This window comes from Acinetobacter harbinensis, assembly GCF_000816495.1.
GTDB lineage: Bacteria > Pseudomonadota > Gammaproteobacteria > Pseudomonadales > Moraxellaceae > Acinetobacter > Acinetobacter harbinensis.
The window spans coordinates 1479024-1500373 of sequence record NZ_JXBK01000001.1; the positions used below are offsets into that span (position 1 = coordinate 1479024).

The 21350-nt window shown below is 40.2% G+C and carries 20 protein-coding genes and 1 pseudogene; 11 read left to right on the forward strand and 10 right to left on the reverse strand.

Annotated elements, in window-relative coordinates:
* Positions 1 to 4 precede the first annotated feature (4 nt).
* Positions 5 to 496, forward strand: a complete 492-nt coding sequence (locus SE27_RS06890; RefSeq protein ID WP_039622033.1) for an Lrp/AsnC ligand binding domain-containing protein — start codon at positions 5 to 7, stop codon at positions 494 to 496.
* A 65-nt stretch (positions 497 to 561) separates the two neighbouring features.
* On the opposite strand, the gene putP is transcribed toward SE27_RS06890, so the two are convergent.
* Positions 562 to 2076 carry a sodium/proline symporter PutP gene (putP, locus tag SE27_RS06895; RefSeq protein ID WP_039622035.1) on the reverse strand — a complete coding sequence of 505 codons (1515 nt, stop codon included), beginning with the start codon at positions 2074 to 2076 and terminating at the stop codon, positions 562 to 564.
* Between the two features lie 473 nt (positions 2077 to 2549).
* Between putP and aspA the strand changes: the two genes are divergently transcribed.
* From aspA to SE27_RS06920, 5 genes are all read left to right on the forward strand, one after another.
* Positions 2550 to 3998 (forward strand): aspartate ammonia-lyase, encoded by a 1449-nt coding sequence (aspA, locus tag SE27_RS06900; protein WP_171160668.1) that lies wholly within the window; start codon positions 2550 to 2552, stop codon positions 3996 to 3998.
* A gap of 142 nt (positions 3999 to 4140) precedes the next feature.
* Positions 4141 to 4494 (forward strand): hypothetical protein, encoded by a 354-nt coding sequence (locus SE27_RS06905; RefSeq protein ID WP_039622037.1) that lies wholly within the window; start codon positions 4141 to 4143, stop codon positions 4492 to 4494.
* 135 nt (positions 4495 to 4629) lie between these two features.
* A complete protein-coding gene (gene mfd / locus SE27_RS06910) occupies positions 4630 to 8088 on the forward strand; it encodes a transcription-repair coupling factor (protein WP_039622039.1) in 3459 nt (1152 codons plus the stop codon).
* 233 nt (positions 8089 to 8321) lie between these two features.
* Positions 8322 to 8756, forward strand: coding sequence for an HIT domain-containing protein (locus SE27_RS06915; RefSeq protein ID WP_039622040.1), 435 nt, complete (start codon positions 8322 to 8324; stop codon positions 8754 to 8756).
* A 65-nt stretch (positions 8757 to 8821) separates the two neighbouring features.
* Positions 8822 to 10279: an adenylate/guanylate cyclase domain-containing protein gene (locus SE27_RS06920; protein WP_039622041.1), complete on the forward strand. Its 1458-nt coding sequence runs from the start codon at positions 8822 to 8824 to the stop codon at positions 10277 to 10279.
* 81 nt (positions 10280 to 10360) lie between these two features.
* Here SE27_RS06920 and fdx read toward each other — a convergent pair whose 3' ends face one another.
* The 8 genes from fdx to SE27_RS06960 form a co-directional block, all read right to left on the reverse strand.
* Positions 10361 to 10699, reverse strand: a complete 339-nt coding sequence (fdx, locus tag SE27_RS06925) for an ISC system 2Fe-2S type ferredoxin (RefSeq protein WP_039622043.1) — start codon at positions 10697 to 10699, stop codon at positions 10361 to 10363.
* Positions 10700 to 10712: 13 nt separating this feature from the next.
* Positions 10713 to 12575 (reverse strand): Fe-S protein assembly chaperone HscA, encoded by a 1863-nt coding sequence (gene hscA, locus SE27_RS06930; RefSeq protein WP_039622044.1) that lies wholly within the window; start codon positions 12573 to 12575, stop codon positions 10713 to 10715.
* A gap of 37 nt (positions 12576 to 12612) precedes the next feature.
* Positions 12613 to 13128, reverse strand: coding sequence for a Fe-S protein assembly co-chaperone HscB (hscB, locus tag SE27_RS06935; protein ID WP_039622045.1), 516 nt, complete (start codon positions 13126 to 13128; stop codon positions 12613 to 12615).
* Between the two features lie 110 nt (positions 13129 to 13238).
* Complete coding sequence (gene iscA, locus SE27_RS06940) at positions 13239 to 13559, reverse strand: iron-sulfur cluster assembly protein IscA (protein WP_039622047.1); 321 nt, start codon at positions 13557 to 13559, stop codon at positions 13239 to 13241.
* 37 nt (positions 13560 to 13596) lie between these two features.
* The gene (gene iscU, locus SE27_RS06945; RefSeq protein ID WP_039622049.1) at positions 13597 to 13983 is read right to left on the reverse strand and encodes a Fe-S cluster assembly scaffold IscU; all 387 of its coding nucleotides are present in this window, start codon (positions 13981 to 13983) and stop codon (positions 13597 to 13599) included.
* An 85-nt stretch (positions 13984 to 14068) separates the two neighbouring features.
* A complete protein-coding gene (locus SE27_RS06950) occupies positions 14069 to 15286 on the reverse strand; it encodes an IscS subfamily cysteine desulfurase (RefSeq protein ID WP_039622050.1) in 1218 nt (405 codons plus the stop codon).
* Position 15287: 1 nt separating this feature from the next.
* On the reverse strand, positions 15288 to 15761 hold the full coding sequence (locus SE27_RS06955) for an Rrf2 family transcriptional regulator (protein ID WP_039622053.1): 474 nt from the start codon (positions 15759 to 15761) through the stop codon (positions 15288 to 15290).
* Positions 15762 to 15872: 111 nt separating this feature from the next.
* Complete coding sequence (locus SE27_RS06960) at positions 15873 to 16520, reverse strand: hypothetical protein (protein ID WP_039622055.1); 648 nt, start codon at positions 16518 to 16520, stop codon at positions 15873 to 15875.
* Between the two features lie 191 nt (positions 16521 to 16711).
* Here SE27_RS06960 and SE27_RS06965 point away from each other — a divergent pair, with 191 nt between their 5' ends.
* The 3 genes from SE27_RS06965 to SE27_RS06975 all read left to right on the forward strand — a co-directional run bounded on the left by SE27_RS06965 (position 16712) and on the right by SE27_RS06975 (position 19609).
* The gene (locus SE27_RS06965) at positions 16712 to 17179 is read left to right on the forward strand and encodes a phasin family protein (protein ID WP_039622057.1); all 468 of its coding nucleotides are present in this window, start codon (positions 16712 to 16714) and stop codon (positions 17177 to 17179) included.
* A 158-nt stretch (positions 17180 to 17337) separates the two neighbouring features.
* Complete coding sequence (locus SE27_RS06970) at positions 17338 to 17610, forward strand: HU family DNA-binding protein (RefSeq protein WP_039622060.1); 273 nt, start codon at positions 17338 to 17340, stop codon at positions 17608 to 17610.
* A gap of 130 nt (positions 17611 to 17740) precedes the next feature.
* Entirely contained in the window at positions 17741 to 19609 is a 1869-nt protein-coding gene (locus SE27_RS06975; protein ID WP_039622062.1) for a SurA N-terminal domain-containing protein, read from the forward strand.
* Between the two features lie 58 nt (positions 19610 to 19667).
* Here SE27_RS06975 and SE27_RS06980 read toward each other — a convergent pair whose 3' ends face one another.
* On the reverse strand, positions 19668 to 20540 hold the full coding sequence (locus SE27_RS06980) for a DUF2797 domain-containing protein (RefSeq protein ID WP_039622063.1): 873 nt from the start codon (positions 20538 to 20540) through the stop codon (positions 19668 to 19670).
* A gap of 34 nt (positions 20541 to 20574) precedes the next feature.
* Between SE27_RS06980 and SE27_RS06985 the strand changes: the two genes are divergently transcribed.
* Positions 20575 to 21045: a DUF6231 family protein gene (locus SE27_RS06985; RefSeq protein ID WP_039622065.1), complete on the forward strand. Its 471-nt coding sequence runs from the start codon at positions 20575 to 20577 to the stop codon at positions 21043 to 21045.
* A 107-nt stretch (positions 21046 to 21152) separates the two neighbouring features.
* Positions 21153 to 21350 (forward strand): annotated as a pseudogene (locus tag SE27_RS14440) (YidB family protein); the annotation flags it as partial.

Here is a 21350-nt window from a genome sequence, read left to right on the forward strand (position 1 = left end):
TCAGATGAGCAGCCCAATTTCGACATTGGACAAAACGGATATCAAAATTTTAGATATTCTGCAAAATGATGGCCGTATTTCCAATATAAAACTGGCGGAAGCCGTTAACTTATCTGCCACCGCTGCTTTGGCGCGAGTGCAAAAGCTAGCCAAAGATGGTTTTATTTTAGGCTATGAAGCCAAGTTAAATCCTGAGATGCTCAATGCCAGTTTCGTGATTTTTGTTGAAATATTACTGGATAAAACCACGCCAAATGTTTTGGAAGAATTTTCAGACGCGGTAATGCAGTATCCAGAAATTGTTGAGTGTCATATGACCAGTGGGGGATTCGATTTTGTGGTGAAAATTCGCTGTGCCAATATGGAGGAATTTCGCAAAATCTCTGGACAAATTTTATGGCGATTGCCCGGAGTCAAAGAAACCCGAAGTTATCCAGTCATGGAAGTGATTAAAGAAAGCTCAAAAATTTATCTAAAAAGTAAACCCTCAAAATAAAGACAAAGAAAAAGGGGCAGTTGCCCCTTTATTCCTATCTGTTGATTAAAGCAATTTTTAGCTGTTTAGCCCTGATTTTTCAGTTCGGCCATTTCTTTTTTATACAGTGCATCGGCTTGTTCAAAACGTTGAACCACTTCTGCTGAGGGTGCTTTTTCAAGTAAGCTTACCACCACAATACTGATAAAGGACAAAATAAAGCCAGGGATAATTTCATATAGTCCAGTACTGGCCAATAGATTTTTCCATAAAATGACCGTTAGCGCACCCACGATAATCCCGACAATTGCGCCGTTTAAAGTCATGCGTTTCCACAGCAAAGACAAGATAATCAATGGCCCAAAAGCTGCACCAAAACCGGCCCATGCATACGCCACTAAACCTAAAACTTTACTTTCTGGGTTGCTGGCCAGTGCAATGGCCAATACAGCAATGGCCAACACCATAAAGCGACCGACCCACACCAATTCCTTTTGTGAGGCGGTTTTACGTAAGAATGATTTATATAAATCTTCGGTTAAGGTACTTGAGCAGACCAAAAGCTGACAGCTTAATGTGCTCATGACTGCGGCTAAAATTGCGGCTAAAATAATGCCGGCAATCCACGGATTAAATAAAATCTTGGTCAATTCCATAAAAATGGTTTCAGGATTTTGAGCCACAGCAGCTGCCAATTCCGGATGTTGTTGGAAGTAAGCAATCCCGATAAAGCCTGTACCTACTGCACCGGCTAAACATAAAATCATCCACGTCATACCAATACGGCGCGCAGCGGGAATGGTCTTAACCGATTCAGCTGCCATAAAGCGCACCAAAATATGCGGTTGACCGAAGTAGCCTAAGCCCCATGCCAGTGAGGACAAAATTGCTACACCACTTAAACCAGAAAGCATGTTGGTGGCGTGTGGTCGCGCAGTTTCAATCAGCATACTGAATTGTTGAGTATGATCACCTAAGGCCAAATACGCCATAATTGGGGTAAGTATCAATGCAAAAATCATCAGTCCTGCTTGGAATGTATCGGTCCAGCTAATCGCTAGGAAACCTCCAATACACACATAGCTGATGGTGGCAATGGCACTAATCCATAACGCGGTGTGATAAGACAGGCCAAAAATACTTTCAAATAATCGGGCACCGGCCACCATGCCTGAAGCACAGTAAATCGAGAAAAACACCAAAATCACTAAAGCGGAAATCACCCGTAAAATACGCTTACGATCGGCAAAACGGCTGGTAAAGTAATCCGGTAGTGTCAGGGCGTTGTTTTGAATTTCAGTGTATACACGTAAGCGCCCAGCCACCAACAGCCAGTTCAGCCATGCGCCCACAATTAGGCCAATGGCAATCCAAACTTCTGATAAACCAGACAGATAAATGGCGCCCGGCAAACCCATCAACAGCCAACCGCTCATATCAGATGCACCGGCGGATAGCGCAGTGACCACACTGCCTAAGCTACGGCCACCCAAAATGTAATCTGAGAAATTCTTGGTGGCTTTGTAGGCATATAACCCGATGGCCACCATAACGATAATATAAAAAATAAAAGTAATTAATGTGGGGTTGAGTTGACTCATGCGCTCATCCTTATGTCCTCAATGGCTACGTCCGTGCAAGATGAATTTTTATACATATTCAGCAAGGAGCTGATTCAAGCACAAAACTAAAATTACGTTCCGTTACAATTGCGCAGGATTTCATAGTAAGTTGTGTAGCGCAATGTATTTTCAGATACAATTCAGCCGAAGATGTGCGCTATTTAAGCAAACAGCAATCAAGAGCGCACTTTTGATCATTTATAAAGCAAGGTTTTTTTCACTGCATCCACTTCATCACTTTCGCCTGTTGTTGAACCTTCTCTTAGGTGTGGTTTGGCTGTATCGGGTCGAGTTTTTATTAACATTACACGTTGTTACACTTGTTACGTAAAGTTTGTATTTAGTTGTAGAGCATTGCCAAATAAATATCTTTTTATGCTGTTTAAAATCATTTAAAGGTATAGTATTTTTGCTATTGCACAATCTTGGTGCACAAATGTGAGTATATTAAAGTGTCTATTGTTAAATTAGAAAATACCCGACTGGAACATGATTTACTCGGCGCCAAGGAGGTTCCGGCTACATGTTATTATGGTATTCATACTTTACGCGCTTTAGAAAATTTCCAAGTATCGAACCAAAAAATTGGTGATTATCCTCATTTTATTCGCGCTTTGGCACAAGTGAAAAAGGCTGCGGCACAAACCAATTTAAAATTTCAACAAATCCCTGAATCTGTCAGCGACGCTATTCAATTTGCCTGTAATGCAGTGATTGCTGCACCAGAACAGTGGGGTCATGCTTTTCCGCTGGATGTGTATCAAGGCGGTGCGGGGACTTCGGTGAATATGAACAGCAATGAAGTCTTGGCCAATATTGCCTTAGAGCATTTGGGTTTGCATAAAGGTCAGTATGAGCATGTCAATCCGAATGATCATGTTAATAAATCTCAATCGACCAACGATGTATATCCAACTGCTTTACGCATTGCCACGTATTCAGGTCTAGATGACCTATTCCTGCCGCTGCAAAACTTAATTGACAGTTTGCAAAGCAAAGCCATCGAATTTCAGTTTGTATTGAAAATGGGGCGTACCCAATTACAAGATGCAGTACCCATGACGTTGGGACAAGAATTTCGTGCTTTTGCCACATTGCTTAAAGAAGATTTACGCCTGATTCGTAGTACACGTGAGCTGTTATTAGAAGTGAATTTGGGTGCAACTGCCATTGGTACCGGAATTAACACTCCAAACGGTTATGCTTTTGAAGCCATTCAAGCCTTAAAAAAAATCACCGGTTTGAATTTAGTTGCCGCTGAAGATTATGTAGAAGCTACCAGTGATTGTGGTGTATTTATTCTTTTATCTAGCACGCTTAAACGTCTTGCGGTTAAATTATCAAAAATCTGTAATGATTTACGTCTGCTTAGTTCAGGTCCGCGTGCCGGTTTGGCTGAAATTCACTTACCAGAATTACAAGCCGGTTCATCTATTATGCCGGCTAAAGTAAATCCAGTTATTCCAGAGCTGGTGAATCAAATTGCTTATAAAGTCATTGGTAATGATTTAACCGTGACTTTGGCCGCAGAAGCAGGGCAATTACAGTTAAATGTTATGGAGCCAGTGATTGCGGTGTCGATGAACGAGTCGATTGAAATGCTGACGCGTGCCGTAGTTAGCCTAGATCATAAATGTATTCAAGGTATTCAGGCCAATGAGCAGACTTGTTACGATAATGTGATGCGCAGCATTGGTATTGTGACGCTGTTGGATCCAATTTTAGGTCACGCGCAATGTGATGAGATTGGTAAACAATGTATTGCCGAGAATAAAACTGTTCCACAAGTGGTGTTAGAGCGCGAACTGCTGACTCAGCAACAATTAGATGAGATCTTCTCATTTAGTAATTTGGTTTCAGAAGTGATTAGTCAAAATGAGCCTTTATCACGCGTAAGCTAACCAGACGCCTTAGTATTTAATATTTTTTATATTTATAAAAAGGTGGTGCATTCAATGCACCACCTTTTTTTGATCAAAATCAAACTGAACACACCCTACGCTTGCGTTAAAATAAGGTCAATCTCAAAGAGCATATATCGCAATGTGGCATAAATTAACCGGTTTATTTAAAACAGATCAACTCTCTGCTGAACAGCAGTTTTTACAAGACCATCAAATTGAATTTGATCCACTACAAGGTTATATCGTGCAGGGTGTGGTGCTCAATGATTGGTCGGCACGTTTGTGGTACTTTTCAAACCGTAAACTGAGCAAGTTTGATGATTTAAAAGCCTTATATTTTGCTGCAATTGTCATCAATGAGAAAATTGATTTAGAAATTGCTCATCAACGCTTTATTCTACATTTAGGCAATACTGAAGAAAATCTATTACAGTTGAAGCAGGCGATTCAAAAATTAAATGATTATTATCGCCAGTTTATACGCGATCAATAATTTAAGGATTGGCCTTTAATTTCTAACACGAAGATCCATGTCGCGTAAATCATCAGTGGATGATAAAAATAACGCAACCACGAAAAAACCCATGTTAAGATATTGCCTATGTCATTTAGACCAAAAGCTATCTACATGTTCCAACAAGAAATTTCTCAACTTAATTTACAACAATTAAAAGCTGGCGAAAAACGCTGGGTCGGTCATTTACAAGGCTCATCTGCGGCACTGTTGTTTAAAGAAATTGCCAGCCAAAGTCAGCAATTGTTCATTGTGGTTGCTCGAAATAATCAGCATTTGGGGCAATTGGAAAGTGAATTAGAGTTTTATGGCATTAAGCCGACAATTTTCCCCGATTGGGAAATTCTGCCTTATGACCGCTTGTCACCGCATCAAGATATTGTCTCAGAGCGCTTATCCATTTTATCCAATATGCCTAAACATGGCGTATTGCTGTTGTCTGCCTCGACCTTGGTGCAGCGTGTTGCACCGACATCGTGGGTGTTGGGTGAACATTTTGATATTCAAGTGGGGCAAAAATTTCAATTAGAGCAACAAAAAATTCGTTTGATACAAGCCGGTTATCATTTGGTTGATACGGTTTATGATCATGGTGAGTTTGCAGTACGTGGCAGCATCATGGATATCTATGCATCAGGACAAGATGCTCCCATTCGTATTGATTTATTTGATGATGAGATTGAAAGTTTAAAATTCTTCGATCCAGAAACCCAAAGAACCACACAAACCCTAAAACAGTTTTTAGTATTGCCCGCCAAAGAATTCCCCTTAAAAGAGGGGCGCTCTATCTTTCGTGATCGCTATGCGGAAAGTTTTCCAAATGCCAATCCAAAGAAAAATCCAATTTATCAAGATGCCTTAGAAGGTATTGCATCGCCCGGGCTTGAGTTTTATTTCCCACTATTTTTTAGCAAACAGGCCATGCAAAGCCAAAGCAGCTTAATGGCGTACTTACCCAGTAATGCCATTGTCATTACAGACAAACAATTGGATGAAAGTTTAGCCAATTTTTGGCAGGATGTAGCGCGTCGCTATGAAGATCGTCGGCATAATATTGATCAACCCATTCTGCCGCCAGAAGATATTTTCTTAACGCCAAATCAAGTGTTAGAAAAATTAAATACTTTTGCTCGAATTATCGCATCGCCTGATGAATTTATACAAAAAACCGGTGTCATCAATTTAAAAACTGAATTGCCGCCGCGCTTGGCAGTCGACCCAAAACAACAACAGCCTTTTTCCGTGGTTAAGCAATATATTGATGCCGCCAATCATCCGGTATTGTTGGTGGCCGAAAGTGCGGGCCGCCGTGAGACGTTAAAAGATGCCTTGCGCAGTGCATTGGGTGATATTCCCACCGTTGACAGTTTTGCAGAATTTAGACAATCTTTATATGCCATCGCGATTACCAGTGCGCCACTTGACCGTGGTCTGGTCATTCCAGATTATTTAACCGTCATTTCAGAAAATCAGCTGTATGAGCACCGCGTAGTCCAACGCCGACGTAAACGTCAGCAGGAAGTGTCCGAAGAATTTCTCATTCGTAGTTTAACCGAGCTGAGTATCGGTGCGCCGGTGGTGCATATTGACTATGGTGTAGGGCGCTATGCAGGACTGGTTAAACTCACCATCGATGATCAAGAGTATGAGTTTTTACAGCTAGATTATGCCGATGCAGCTAAAGTTTATGTGCCAGTCACCAATTTGCATTTGATTAGTCGTTACAGTGGTGGCGACCCTGATTTAGCACCTTTGCATAAATTAGGCACAGATGCATGGAATAAAGCCAAGCGTAAGGCTTTAGAGCAAATTCATGATGTTGCCGCTGAATTGTTACATATTCAAGCGCGCCGTCAGGCAAAACCCGGCTTTGCTTTTGAGCTGGAGCAAAGTCCGTATATGCAATTTTCCAGTGGTTTCGCTTATGAAGAAACCCTTGATCAGGCCAATGCCATTGAAGCCACATTGCATGATATGCAGTTGGCTAAACCGATGGATCGTCTGGTGTGTGGCGATGTCGGTTTTGGTAAAACTGAAGTGGCCATGCGTGCGGCATTTTTAGCAGTCCAAAACAATAAGCAAGTGGCCGTTTTAGTGCCGACCACCTTACTTGCACAGCAGCATTATGAGTCGTTTAAAGACCGTTTTGCCGATTGGCCTATTCGTATTGAAGTGCTGTCGCGTTTTGGCTCAAACAAAAGCCATCTTAAAATTGCCGAAGACTTAAGCAATGGTAAAGTCGATATTGTCATTGGCACACACAAAATATTGCAGCAAAGCATTGGATTTAAAAACTTAGGTTTGATGGTGGTGGATGAGGAGCATCGCTTTGGGGTACGTGATAAAGAGCGTATTAAAGCTATGCGTGCCGATGTCGATATGCTCACTCTGACGGCAACGCCGATTCCGCGCACCTTAAATATGGCCTTTAGTGGAATGCGAGATTTATCCATTATTGCCACACCGCCGGCGCGCCGACTGGCTGTAAAAACTTTTGTACAAGAGCAAACCAGCGATTCCATTAAAGAAGCCATTTTGCGTGAGTTACTGCGCGGCGGTCAGGTTTATATTTTACATAATGAAGTGGATAGCATTGAACGGGCAGCACAGAGTATTCGTGAGTTGGTACCCGAAGCGCGTGTGGCAGTGGCACATGGTCAAATGCGCGAACGCGAACTGGAGCAGATCATGCAGCAGTTCTATCACAAAGAATATAATGTCTTGGTTTGTTCGACCATTATTGAAACGGGAATTGACGTTCCCAATGCCAACACCATTTTAATTGAACGCGCGGATAAGTTAGGTTTAGCGCAGTTGCATCAATTACGCGGTCGTGTCGGACGTTCACATCACCAAGCCTATGCCTACTTATTGGTGCCATCAATGAAGGGTTTAAAAGGTGATGCAGAAAAACGCCTTGATGCCATTCAACGGGCTTCAAATTTAGGCGCAGGTTTTATGCTGGCCACTGAAGATTTAGAAATTCGTGGGGCGGGTGAGCTGTTGGGTGAGCAGCAAAGTGGTTCGATGCAAGCCATTGGTTATAGTCTGTATATGGAAATGCTAGAAAAAGCCACCAAAGCCATTCAAAAAGGCAAAACGCCTAATTTTGATGCGCCATTATCGCTTACAGCTGAAATTAATCTGCATATGCCCGCACTTATTCCAGATGATTATTTGGGTGATGTGCATCAAAGACTATTGTTTTATAAGCGTATTAGTAATACTGACACGCAAGAGAAACTCGACAATATTCGTATGGAGTTAATTGATCGTTTTGGCGTACCACCGCAACCAGTGAAGCAATTGTTTGCAGTGCATCAAATGCGTCTCAAGGCTGAGCAACTGGGTATTACCAAAGTAGATATTGGCGCACATGGCGGACATATTGAGTTCTCTCCAGATACGCCGGTACAAGCTTTGAGTATTATTCAAATCATGCAAAAACATCCTACATTTTTTAAAATGGATGGTGGGCAGCGCTTAAAAGTGATGGTAATGCTTGAAGACTATGCAAAAAGAATTCAATTTATTTCTGATTTGTTAACCAGTTTGCTAAAAGAAATTCAATGATTGTGCTGCGAGTGCATAAATACTATGCACTCGTATTTAAATTTGAGTTTTAGCTTGCAGTAATTACCAAGAAATACTTGATTTTTTAGAGAAAATTATTATATTGATAGCCGCTTCGTGATTCAAAATAAATAGTGGTTTATTTGTAATGAAACACATTGTATAGAATATTCACGTCCTAACGGATGTGGTAGTATTAGCCATCATTCTAATTTTGCGTCATTTATAAAGATATGTTTAGTTTGCATCCTCAACTTGCTCAAGATACTTTTTTTGTAGGCGACTTTCCACTGTCAACATGTCGTTTAATGAATGATATGCAATTTCCGTGGCTCATCTTAATTCCACGTGTACCTGGCGTCACTGAATTATATGAATTAAGCCAATCTGACCAAGAACAATTTTTACGTGAATCGAGTTGGTTGTCTAGTCAATTGGCTCGTGTATTTCGTGCGGATAAAATGAATGTTGCTGCCTTAGGAAATATGGTGCCACAACTACATTTTCATCATGTGGTTCGTTATCAAAATGATGTAGCGTGGCCAAGACCAGTTTGGGGCACACCTGCTGTACCTTATAACAATGAAGTTCTTGCACATATGCGTCAGACACTAATGCTTGCCCTACGTGGTCAAGGTGATATGCCATTTGATTGGCGTATGGATTAATTCATCATTAATTTGGTTTGTAATATAAAAATGATGATGTGGATAATCCGATCCGGAGCAATTGAGTGTCTTTAGACGACTGGATTAGAAAAGAGCCAAGACAATTTGAGTATTTTCATCGTTTGATGGGCTATCTCATATTGTCTTTGCTGATTACCGTCTATTATTACACTTCGCCTGATACGCACTATCAGCTATACGTGCCGATTTTTTTGGTGTTGGTTTTAATCATTACGCCGCGATTATCCAATTGGCTGTTGTATCGTTATAATACAAAAATAAAACGTGCCATCTTATTTGTGATGGATATGGCGGTGATTGCCGTTATTTTATCTGCTATTCATTTAAACCTTGTACTGACTTTTCTGACGATCTTCGTCATTCTCTATACCACGATTAGTAATAAAATCTCGTTTTTGGTGCTGTCATTGGCCGGTTTAATTGGGATTGCCATTTTCTATCTGTGTAATATCTTTATCTTCGGTTTTGGTGAATATTTTGAGCAAACCACCGGTGAATTAACGGTACTTGGTTTTGTCTGCTTATTGACCTATTTTGGTGTCGGTAGTCTGTATCAGCGTAGTCAAATTCAATATATCAGTAATCGAAAATCCTATTATTACGAACAAATGAATCGTTATATGGAATTTGCCAACCAACTGAGTCGTTATGCACCAGTACAATTGTGGCAATCGATTATGAAAGGCGAGTCGGAAGCAAAAATTGAATATAAACGTAAGAAAATGACTATTTTCTTCTCGGATATTCAAGGCTTTACTGAACTTTCAGAAACACTGATTCCTGATGATTTGGCTTTTTTACTGAATGACTATTTAAGTCATATGACTGAAATTGCAAAACAATATGAAGCCACCGTCGATAAATTTATGGGCGATGCAATTTTAATCTTCTTTGGCGATCCGATTTCTCAAGGCGTCGAACAAGATGCAAAAACCTGTTTAGATATGGCCATCGATATGCGCCAGCAAATGAAGTTGCTGCGTGAGCGCTGGATTAAAATGGGTTATCCGGCATTGCATATTCGTATGGGAATCAGTACAGGCTATTGTCACGTGGGTAATTATGGTGCTGCACATCGCATGGCATATACCATTGTGGGGCGCGATGCCAATTTAGCGGCACGTTTACAAAGTGCGGCTGCGGTAGATGAAATTTTAATTTCTGATGATACCTATAGTTTAATTAAAAATGATTATCTCTGTGCGCCTAAATCTCCAATTCGATTGAAAGGTATTCAACACTTGGTGAATACTTGGCAGGTAATGGAGAAATATACATCGCGTAAATCGGACTATCAACGCTGGTTTGACTATGAATATAAAGGCTTTCATCTATTGTTAAATTTAGATGAAGTACAAAATTATGAATATCCAGAACTGATTGGTGTTTTGGAAAAAATGATTGTTAGAATTCAAAAACAACAAAATATGACCAACTCCCAAGGAATTGTAAAACTTAATTTAGCCGATGAAGTGATTGAAGAGCCAATCGATCATCATTAATGGGTTTAATCTTATACGCTTAAACTCAAAGTTTTTATATTAAAAAACCACGCCGAAGCGTGGTTTTTATTGCAGAATCAATTAGTGATTTTCAGAAGCATGGTTAATTGTATATTTCGGAATTTCAACTTCTAAATCTTCATCGACAATTTTAACCTGACAAGAAAGGCGTGAATCTGGTTCAAGTCCCCAAGCGCGATCGAGTAAATCTGCTTCGACGTCGGTCATTTCAGTCAAGCTGTCAAAACCGCGGCGAACCACCACGTGACAAGTGGTACAGGCACAAGACATATCACAAGCATGTTCAATCTTGATGCCATTTTTTAATAGGCTTTCACAAAGATTGGCATTGGGTTCAACTTCAAACTCAGCACCAGTCGGGCAAATTTGCGCATGTGGAAGAACTTTAATACGTGGCATAATGTCTACCTATTTATTTGTGTGAATTTGACCAGTCATCGAGTTGTGTGCCTTTTAATGCAGAATCAATATGTTGATTCATACGTATTCCAGCAAAGACATCGCTATGTTGTTTAAGTTGTTGCACTGCTTTTTCAATCGCGTCGATATCTGAGGTTAATAATTGTTGCTCAAGTTCAGTTGCTGCATGCTGCAAAGCAAGCAATGGTTCAGCATCAAGCAGCTTTGAATCGACCTTTAATGCTTGAGTGAGTGCTTCAAGCTCACGCTGTGCTTCCACTTTGGTTTCTTGTAAGTGACGAAGATTTTTATCTTCTTCGGCAAACTTAAAACCTTCAATTAATAAGCGTTCAGTATCGGCATCAGCCAAACCGTAGGATGGCTTAATATCAATGTGTGCATATACACCAGAGGTGGTTTCTTTGGCAGAAACATTCAGCAAGCCATCGGCATCGACTTGAAACGTCACTTCAATTCGTGCTTGACCCGCAGTCATTGGTGGAATGCCATGCAAGACAAAACGACCTAAGCTACGGCAATGTTCAACTAAATCACGTTCACCTTGTACCACATGAATCAGCATGGCGGTTTGGCCATCTTGGTACGTCGTGAACTCTTGACGACGCGCCACAGGAATTGCGGTATTGCGTGAAATCAAGCGTTCAACGAGACCGCCCATGGTCTCTAGACCTAGTGATAGTGGCGTCACATCGAGTAACAAGGAGCCATCTGTGCTGTTGCCAATTAGTTGGTCAGCAGTAATGGCTGCACCAATTGCAACCACTTCATCGGGGTTAATGGTACACAACGGTTCTTGATTAAACACATCACGCACGGCTTTTTGTACTGCATAAGAACGCGTCGATCCACCGACCAAAACCACGCTCTGAATATCATCTAACTCAAGTTTGGCATCACGCATCACGCGCTTACATACACTGATGGTTTTATCTAAAGCCACTTTAATGATTTGTTCAAATGTTGCCCGATCTAGTGTTAAAACCTGATCTAAAACGGGTAACTGAGTTGATTCAAGTGTGGTCAGTGCTTCTTTCGCTTCACGTGCAGCAACAATGACATGCGCGTATTGCGTATCATCGAGCGTTTCAATATTGAGTTGTTTTTTAGCCCATTTTACAATCAGACGATCTAAATCATCGCCGCCCAGTGCAGTATGTCCGCCAGTGGCTAAAACTTCAAAGACACCTTGGGTGAAACGTAAGATAGATACGTCAAAAGTACCGCCGCCTAAGTCATAAATGACATAGTTACTGTCAGACGCTAAGTTGCTGGCTTGATCTAAACCATAGGCAACCGCAGCAGCCGTGGGTTCATTCAATAAGCGTAGGACATTTAAACCGGCTAATTCAGCAGCATCCCGCGTGGCTTGACGCTGTGCTTCATCAAAATAAGCTGGAACGGTGATGACTGCACCATTAATAGGATTCTTTAAACTTAATTCAGCACGTTGTTTGAGTTGTTTTAAAATTTCAGCTGAAATCTCAACCGGTGTTTTACGGCCTTGATGGGTTTCAAAAGCGGGCATTTGATGGTCTTCACCGACCAAAGTGTAGGGGTGTTGAAATTTAATATCTGCTTTTGAACGCCCCATAAAGCGCTTAATTGAAACAATGGTATTTTGAGGATCACTGGTCAAAAATGCTTTTGCGGCATCGCCATACTGCGCCCCATGTTCTGCATAATGCACAATCGATGGGAGTAACACGCGACCCTGTTCATCGTTAAGAACTTTGGCTTTGCCCGATAGAACCGTTGCCACTAAAGAGTGTGTGGTACCTAAATCGATACCAATGGCAATGCGGTGTTCATGAGGTGCACTTGATTGACCAGGTTCTGCAATTTGCAAGAGAGCCATTGTGTTACATCCTTTGAACGTCTAAAAGTAAAATAAATTAAAAATCATCGTCAAGATCAAAGCTATCGTCATCTAAAAAACGATCTTCAGCTTTGTCAATATCAGCCATGACTTTTTGAAAGAAGCGTAACTTCCGAACTGTATCTCTGGCTTCTGTCCAATCTTCTTCAGTATAGTCAATTTTAAATTCACGAACCAAGCTATCCATCCATTGTTGGACTTCTTGCTTCAGTGAAATCAGATCATCCGCAGCGTGTGCTTCATCAAGATGTTCACGAATTTCTAAGGCCGATTGTAAAAAATCAAAATCACCAATAGATTGATCGAGTAAATGATCTTGTTTTTTTAACGCCAGCAAATAAGCGGCACGACTATCGACTTGAGATAAAATTTTATAGGCTTGATTGATGTCGCTTGACTGGATTAAGGCCTGATCTTTGTTTTCAGCCTTATCGGGATGATATTGTTGCTGCAATTTTAAAAATTCAGTTTTTAAAGTTGCTAAATCAATATCGAGTGCCACAGGAAGATTGAACAGCTCAAAATGATTCATGGGAGATTTGATCCGCGAGAGTTTTATAAAAATAACGACCAGTATAAATGCAATTAAAACAGTGTATTGTACACTGTTTTAAGGCTTTAAAAGAGTATGCATATAACGGATTAAATCGTGAAAGATTCACCGCAACCACATTCGCCTTTTTTATTGGGGTTGTTAAATTCAAAGCCTTCGTTTAAGCCATTTTTCACATAGTCCATTTCTAAACCTTCTAAATAGACACTGCTTTTAGGATCAACAAAAACTTTGACATCAAACTGCTCAAACATTTGGTCATGCGTATCGACTTCATCAACGAATTCGAGTACATAGGCCAAACCAGAACAGCCTGAAGTTTTCACGCCAACGCGAATGCCTTCACCCTTACCGCGATTTTTTAAGTAATTGCTGATATGAGTTGCTGCATTTTCAGTTAAATGAATCATGAAAACTCCGTTATTCCTAATTTAAAACTTAAAGCAATTAAGCTTTAGCTTTTTTGCTGCGATAGTCTTCAACAGCAGCTTTAATCGCATCTTCAGCAAGTACTGAACAGTGTACTTTTACTGGTGGAAGCGCAAGTTCAGTTGCAATATCAATATTCTTAATGGCTTGTGCTTGATCAAGAGTTTTACCTTTTAACCATTCAGTGACCAGCGAACTTGAGGCAATAGCAGAGCCACAACCGTAAGTTTTAAAGCGCGCTTGTTCAATGATGCCGTTGTCATCCACTTGGATTTGCAGACGCATAACGTCACCACAAGCAGGCGCACCAACCATTCCAGTACCTACATTTTCAGCGTCTTTATCCAAAACACCGACATTACGAGGGTTTTCATAATGATCAATTACTTTTTCGCTATAAGCCATGATGCATCTCCAAAAATCGGGGTCAGCCTAATAAGATTTAATATGGGGGCATCTTATAGAATTGCCATAAGATGCCATGAATAAATTAGTGTTCAGCCCATTCGACTGTCGATAAATCGATGCCGTCTTTGTACATATCCCAAAGCGGAGAGAGATCACGTAATTTTTGTACAGCAATTTTAGTGACTTCAAGAATGTGATCAATATCTTCTTCAGTGGTGTACTTACCAAAGCTAAAGCGAATTGAACTGTGCGCAAGTTCATCGGTCAGACCTAATGCACGAAGTACATAAGACGGTTCCAGTGTTGCTGAAGTACAAGCAGAACCTGAAGAAACCGCAGCATCTTTCAATGCCATCATCAATGATTCGCCTTCAACAAAATTGAAGCTGATATTCAACCAGTTGGCCACATTGTGTTCAGGATGGCCGTTTAAGAATACTTGCTCTAAACCTTGTAAACCATTCCACAACTTGTCACGTAATACACGAATACGTTTTTGCTCAGATTCTAGATTTTTACCTGCAAGCTCGAATGCTTCACCCATGCCGACAATTTGATGCGTTGCTAATGTACCAGAGCGCATGCCGCGTTCATGGCCACCACCATGCATTTGTCCTTTAAGACGAACGCGTGGGCTACGACGGACAAATAATGCGCCTATACCTTTAGGGCCATAGGCTTTGTGTGCAGAAAAACTCATCAAATCAATTTTCATTGTTGAAAGGTCAATTTCAATTTTACCGGCGGCTTGCGCTGCATCGACATGAAAATAAGTTTTATTGGCACGGGTAATTTCACCAATTGCAGCGACATCCGTTACCGTACCAATTTCATTGTTTACCATCATCAGTGAAACAAGAATCGTATCTGGACGAATCGCCGCTTTAACCATTTCTGGCGTGATTAAACCCGTCTTTGGTTCTGGCTCAAGATAGGTGATTTCAAAGCCTTGTTCTTCAAGTTCACGACAAGGATCTAAAATGGCCTTGTGTTCAATTTTACTGGTAATAATATGTTTGCCTTTAGAGGCATAGAATTGTGCAATGCCTTTAAGTGCAAGATTGTCAGATTCAGTTGCACCAGAAGTCCATACAATTTCGCGTGGATCTGCTTTAATTAAATTAGCAACCTGTTCACGTGCATGTTCTACTTTTTCTTCTGCTTGCCAACCGTAAGCATGAGAGCGTGATGCCGGATTACCGAAAGTGCCGTCAAATGTTAGACACTCCATCATACGTTCTGCAACTTGAGGATCTACAGGAGTAGTGGCTGCATAATCAAGATAAATCGGACGTTTCATGTCAAATACCTGTAACCGATAAAAGGGCTGAATCAAAACTTGGTGAATTTTGGCGGATTGCAACGGTTTGTACGTTGTCTCGTGCTACTAGATCAGCAAGTGTAATTTTTGCTAAATAATCGGCAATGTGGTCGGAGAGTTCTTGCCATAAATCGTGGGTTAAGCACATTGCACCATTTTGGCAATTGGCTTTATGGTCGCAACGGGTTGCATCCACGGTTTCATTGACTGCTTCAATAATTTCTAACATGGTGATTTCTTCAGCCTTACGCGCTAAATGGTAACCACCATTGGCACCACGAACGCTAGAAACCAAGCCGTGACGCTTTAATTTCGCAAATAACTGCTCAAGATAGGCAACAGAAATAGTTTGACGCGCTGCAATTTCGGCAAGCGTGATCGTTTGTTCAGTTGGCTGCAAAGCTAAATCAAGTAGAGCAGTCACTGCGTAGCGACCGCGAGTAGTAAGACGCATGATTCGATACACATGTTAAGACTAGATGTGCCAATTTTATGAATCCTGACTAAAATAGTCAAGTTTTAATTGAGCTTTAAATTATTTTATTTTTTAAGAGAAATTATATGTTTATGCAAGCCATAAATTATACACTAATAAGCCAATCAGCAGAGCGATGCTTACAATAAAGGCGATGTTGATCCTTTTTTGTTTCTGTTGTATACGGCGCAGACGGTTTTTGTATTGTTTGACTTCAACTTGCAAAGCGCTAATGGTTGAGCGCTGTTGGTCAATTTTTTCTAAAAGCGGTGCAACACGCTTTTTAGAGGCAACCATATTTTGTTCATCAGTGGGTTCAGTTAACCATTGTTTCCAATCAGATAAAACTTTAGGCACACTAAACAATAAAACCAAATCGCGGAACTCATCTTTTAAGCTCATCTCACCATCTATACGCATTTTTTTAATACTGCGACGATTGGCAAAAACAAAGACTTTGATTAAATCCATAAGTGTGGTGCGAATATCTAAATCAATGGCTTTATCGGGTGCGGCAGTATCAAAAAGTAAACCTTGTTCGGTAAATTGAACATAAAAATCAAAATATGGTAAATAGCTATTAATTTTAATGCATATTTTTTGATCTATAAATTTTTTAGCCTGCAACCCAGCCACACGATCATGCTTTAAAATGAAAGTGAAAATTGTTTCTAGAACAATCATAGTCATTGTGAGCAACAAATGTGATTGATGATGACTTTGTTGCGATGTACTCATAAAACTCAATCCTTACCTGAAAAGAAAGCATCCGATACTTCAACTGTGCTTCAGGGCTTAAACCAAATATATAATAATCTTGCTTTGTAGAACAGTTTAGCAAATCGATCAAGTGTTTAATTTGTTATTATGCGGGTATTTTGTGGGAAAATAGATTAAATAGTATGGAAAACAAGCAGGAGCGACAATGAATGAATAATACAATAAAAAATCAGCAGGACGTGCAGGACAAACCAGAAACCACTGATAAGAATAAAAATAGTTTAAGTTCTGGACGTAAATCAGGTTTGGATTTTCGTAAATACACACAACAAATTTGGTTGGCTGGCTTAGGCGCTTTTTCACGTGCTGAAGAAGAGGGCACTAAACTTTTTGATTCCTTGGTAAAGGTGGGTGAAGAACTAGAATCTAAAACGGTTGATATCGCCGATCAGGCCGTTGAAAAAGTTTCGTTTAAGGCCAAAGAATCAGTCATAGACACCAAAGATAAAGTGGAGAAATTACTCGATCAAGGGGTAAATCACTCTTTAAATCGATTGGGATTGGTCACGGTGAAAGATATTCAACACTTAGAAATGCTCATCTTGCAGCTGCATACTAAAGTAGACTTTTTAATTGAAGAAAATAAGACTCTAAAATCACAAAATGTAAAAAAATGAAACAAATGGGGTATTTATTCATTTTTCAACAATTTTTTTCGCATTTATTTTGCAAAAATGCATATCTAGAGTATTGCCTTTTGCCCCAGAGCATTGCTATAAAGGTGTTATGGAATCCTTAGACCTTAAATAAACGATATTAAGAGGACGTAATCTTCATGAATAAATCAGAATTAATCGATGCAATTGCAGAGAATGGGGGATTGTCTAAGACTGACGCGGGTAAAGCCTTAGATGCAACAATTACCTCAATTACTGAAGCACTTAAATCTGGTGATACAGTTACCCTAGTTGGTTTTGGTACATTCAACGTTAAAGAACGTGCAGCACGTACTGGCCGTAACCCACAAACTGGGGCAGCTTTAGAAATTAAAGCCAGCAAAGTACCAAGCTTTAAAGCTGGTAAAGGTTTGAAAGATTCTGTCGCTTAATCTTTCTAAAACCATAAACGCGCCTTATTAGGCGCGTTTTTTATTAATAATGCTGATTTAAAGTTCGAACTCGTTCATTCGTTGGGAGTTTTCGGATAGAATTCCCCACAAATAAAATATTGGAATACTTATGGAATCTTTTCGTAAAGTTATTAAGGGTTGGCTGGGCAAAGTTTTGCTCATTTTGTTCTTGACGCCTTTAGCACTTGTAGGTATTGAAGGATATTTTAGTGGGGGCAAGTCAGAAGATTCAGCAAAACAGGTCAATGGCCAAGAGATTTCTAAAAAAGAATTAGAAGCACTGAACAAAAGCTTTAAAGAGCAATACTTAAGCTATGCCAAAGGTGACGAAACTTTACTGAATCAATCTTTTATTGAAAATAAAGCGATGGATACGTTGGTTGCGCGTACTTTGTTGTTGCAACAAGCCGAGAAGTTAGGCATTTCATTAAGTGATGCACAAATTGAACAAATGGTGGCGCAACAACCAAGTTTTCAAGAAAATGGTAAATTTTCAAAAGTTTTATATGCCAACTATTTGCGCTCTGTCGGTATGACCAATGATGCGTTGATTACCAATTTACGCCAAGATCATGCGTTAAAAATGTTGACCTCGACCTTTATGGATTATACTTTGGTCAGCAAGTTAGATATTGAGCAAATTGCCGATTTACAAACGGAACAGCGGACTTTGCATTTGGCGAGCATTAAATTGGATGACTATAAGAAAAATATAAAAGTCACTCCGGAAGAAATTAAAGCCTATTACAACAAGCATCCCAACCTCTATAAGCAAGTTGCGCAAGTAGATGTGGATTATGTACTGTTAACACCAACAGACGTGGCTCCAGCCAATACTGCTGTTACAGATGCTGAGTTACAACAAGCCTATGCAACATTTGTTGAGGCACAAAAGAAAAGTATTAAACCGCTGGTTAAGCATATTTTAATCACCACCGATAACCGCTCAGATGCAGAAGCCAAAAAATTAGCAACCGATGTGGCTGCAAAAATTAAAGCGGGCATGCCTTTTGCGCAAGCAGCTAGTCAATATTCAGAAGATACAGATTCTAAAACCAAAGGTGGTTTAGTTTCTGCCTATGAAGCTGGCATATTTGGAGATTCATTTGACCAAGCAATTGGTTCTTTAAAACCGGCTGAACTCTCTGCGCCGATTAAAACCCAATATGGTTATCATTTAATTGAAACGCAAGCAGCCGCTGTAAAGTTGCCGTCATTTGAAACTGAAAAACCACGTTTAATGGCCGAAGTACAAAAAAGTAAATCAACCAATGCCTTTGCAGATACCGTGAATGGCTTAAATGAGATGGTGGTTGGCAGTGATTCACTGGATGTTGTGGCGCAAGAGGTTAAAGGTGTAACCGTTCAATCAGTGAAGGGAATGACCTTATCAACACAGCATCCTGTACTGAGCGATGCCAACGTTAAAGTAAAACTGTTTAATGATGATGTCAAAAATGGGGATCGCAATGCCTCAAGCAGCATTCAGCTGGCCAATGGCAATACAGTATGGGTGAAAGTACGCGAATATCATGCTGCGGGTGTACAGAACTTAGCTGAAGCAACACCGCGGGTGAAAGCTGAGTTAATTGAACGAAAAGCAATTGATGCGGCAAAAGCGAAGATCCAAACTTCGTTAGATCGATTTAAATCACAACCTGCGGCCACAGCACTGGCAGAAAGTGAAATTAGCTTTGAAAGTGCCGGCGTCTTTACTCGCTCAGCAGGTTTAAGACGTGAAATTGAACGTGCCGCATTTAGTGTGCCTACACCCAAAGCAGGCATGTGGTCAGTCACTACAGCAGCATTACCGAATGAATTGGTCGTCGTTGCGGTATCCAACGTGAATAAAACCACGTCAAATGCCTTAACGGATGAGCAATTGGCTGAATTAACTAAGTTATATCAGCAATTACGCGGTCAGCAAGAATTAGATGATTACACGCAATATTTAAAATCTAAGGCGAAAATCAAATAATTCCAACTGATAAAAAAACCTGCGTTAACGCAGGTTTTTTTATCACTCAAATACAGGATTACTCAGTACGTAATTTCAATTCATAGCCTGAATATTTACGAATATTAATTACGCCATTGTCTAAAATAAGATATTGACCTTTTATGCCCAACAATACGCCGCGAATGATCGGTGTTTTATCTAAGTTATGAGATTTTATTTTTTCAGGATATTGCTCTACAGGATAGATAAATTCACGCGGTAACTCGTCTTCCAGCAGTTCAACTGTTTCGTTGAACTCTAAATTCTGACTAAATTCATCACGAATGATTTTAATCTTTGGCGCGAATTCTTCAATTAATTGAGCCCGCACTTGCAGCAAATCTAAAGGTTCTGCTTCACCTTTAAGCAGTTTGCGCCAATCTGTTTTATCCGCCACTTGTGTGCCAAACATGATTTCCAGTTGACCGGATAAACGACGTGAGCCAACTTTCATTATGGGTAAGGCTTGTGTTGCACCTTGATCAAGCCAACGTGTTGGCATTTGGCCTTGACGGGTAATCCCGACTTTTAAGGCACTAGAATTGGCTAAATATACAATGTGTGGCTGAAAGCACACTTCATGGGCAAAACGATCTTCGCGGCATGTACCCAAATGGTAGTGACAGGTTTCTGGTTTCATAATGCACAGATCGCAGGAGGCTTGGGTTTTAAAGCACTTAAAACAGTGGCCTTGTGCATAAGATTTTGGCGTTTTTTTGCCGCAGGAAACGCAATAAATATTGCCAGTATGTTCAATCTCGATCTCTTGACCGAGCTGAAAAGGAAGATCGGTTTGCGCGCGGTCTAGAACAAATTTATATTCTACATTTGCCTTACAGGTCTGTTGATCAGTTACACTAAGGTGTTTTAAACCTGCATGCATTTTATGGCAAACGCCTTGTAGTTCCATGAAGAATACTCTCTTAAATAATAAGGATGCAGTTATGGCTGAACCCAATCTCATTGCGTTAATGCTTGAGCATTTATACGCAGAACAGCCGATTCATACTGCATTGTGTATTGGTCAAAACCTTAGCCAATACGATCATAATCAATCTATTCAATGGCGCTATTTTAACGTAACTGAATTTTTAAATCTGCCTTTTCAGCAGCGCTATGATTTGGGCTTTATTTGGCTAAATTACAACGAATTCTTGCAGATAAGTCCGATGCAAAAAGCGCAAGTGTTGGTTAAATTACGTGATTTAATGGCCAAACGTATTGTGGTGGCCGCTCAATTAGACGATGAAAAATTATTGCGTAGTTTGGGCTTTACTCGGCTACTTGAACACAGCCAACAGGCTGCTGATTTTGAGTTTTGGCAATTTAATATTCTAACGTATAAACAGGTACCTGATTGGTTAAACGCTAGGTTTTGGGCAAACCCTGAAAATTGGAATAAATTTCGTTGGTAAAAGATTTATTTGTACTGCCTTTAACTATTGCAAATTTTAACAATTTGTTTAATGCAGCATGATCAAAGCATCGTATGCTTTTATTAAGTTGAAATAAGGACAATACGATGACAAATCTGAGTAATATTGTAGAGATATTGGCTAAGCAGGCTTTAGGTAGTAATCAGCAGACTCAATCACAGCAGTCTGGTTTGGTTGGAATCTTGGGTTCGGTGCTTGGGCAACTGGGTGCCAATAACAATCAACAGAATCAACAGAATCAACAGAATCAACAAAGTCAGCAAGGTGGACTAGGCGGAATTTTA

Bases quoted from the DNA above. Each gene is read 5' to 3' on its own strand.
- SE27_RS06960 (WP_039622055.1), bottom strand. From the start codon at position 16,520: ATGAGTACATCGCAACAAAGTCATCATCAATCACATTTGTTGCTCACA.
- putP (WP_039622035.1), bottom strand. From the start codon at position 2,076: ATGAGTCAACTCAACCCCACATTAATTACTTTTATTTTTTATATTATC.
- SE27_RS06915 (WP_039622040.1), top strand. From the start codon at position 8,322: ATGTTTAGTTTGCATCCTCAACTTGCTCAAGATACTTTTTTTGTAGGC.
- SE27_RS06950 (WP_039622050.1), bottom strand. From the start codon at position 15,286: ATGAAACGTCCGATTTATCTTGATTATGCAGCCACTACTCCTGTAGAT.
- hscA (WP_039622044.1), bottom strand. From the start codon at position 12,575: ATGGCTCTCTTGCAAATTGCAGAACCTGGTCAATCAAGTGCACCTCAT.
- SE27_RS06975 (WP_039622062.1), top strand. From the start codon at position 17,741: ATGGAATCTTTTCGTAAAGTTATTAAGGGTTGGCTGGGCAAAGTTTTG.
- hscB (WP_039622045.1), bottom strand. From the start codon at position 13,128: ATGAATCATTTTGAGCTGTTCAATCTTCCTGTGGCACTCGATATTGAT.
- iscU (WP_039622049.1), bottom strand. From the start codon at position 13,983: ATGGCTTATAGCGAAAAAGTAATTGATCATTATGAAAACCCTCGTAAT.
- SE27_RS06980 (WP_039622063.1), bottom strand. From the start codon at position 20,540: ATGGAACTACAAGGCGTTTGCCATAAAATGCATGCAGGTTTAAAACAC.
- mfd (WP_039622039.1), top strand. From the start codon at position 4,630: ATGTTCCAACAAGAAATTTCTCAACTTAATTTACAACAATTAAAAGCT.
- fdx (WP_039622043.1), bottom strand. From the start codon at position 10,699: ATGCCACGTATTAAAGTTCTTCCACATGCGCAAATTTGCCCGACTGGT.
- iscA (WP_039622047.1), bottom strand. From the start codon at position 13,559: ATGATTCATTTAACTGAAAATGCAGCAACTCATATCAGCAATTACTTA.
- SE27_RS06955 (WP_039622053.1), bottom strand. From the start codon at position 15,761: ATGCGTCTTACTACTCGCGGTCGCTACGCAGTGACTGCTCTACTTGAT.
- SE27_RS06905 (WP_039622037.1), top strand. From the start codon at position 4,141: ATGTGGCATAAATTAACCGGTTTATTTAAAACAGATCAACTCTCTGCT.
- SE27_RS06965 (WP_039622057.1), top strand. From the start codon at position 16,712: ATGAATAATACAATAAAAAATCAGCAGGACGTGCAGGACAAACCAGAA.
- SE27_RS06970 (WP_039622060.1), top strand. From the start codon at position 17,338: ATGAATAAATCAGAATTAATCGATGCAATTGCAGAGAATGGGGGATTG.
- SE27_RS06890 (WP_039622033.1), top strand. From the start codon at position 5: ATGAGCAGCCCAATTTCGACATTGGACAAAACGGATATCAAAATTTTA.
- SE27_RS06985 (WP_039622065.1), top strand. From the start codon at position 20,575: ATGGCTGAACCCAATCTCATTGCGTTAATGCTTGAGCATTTATACGCA.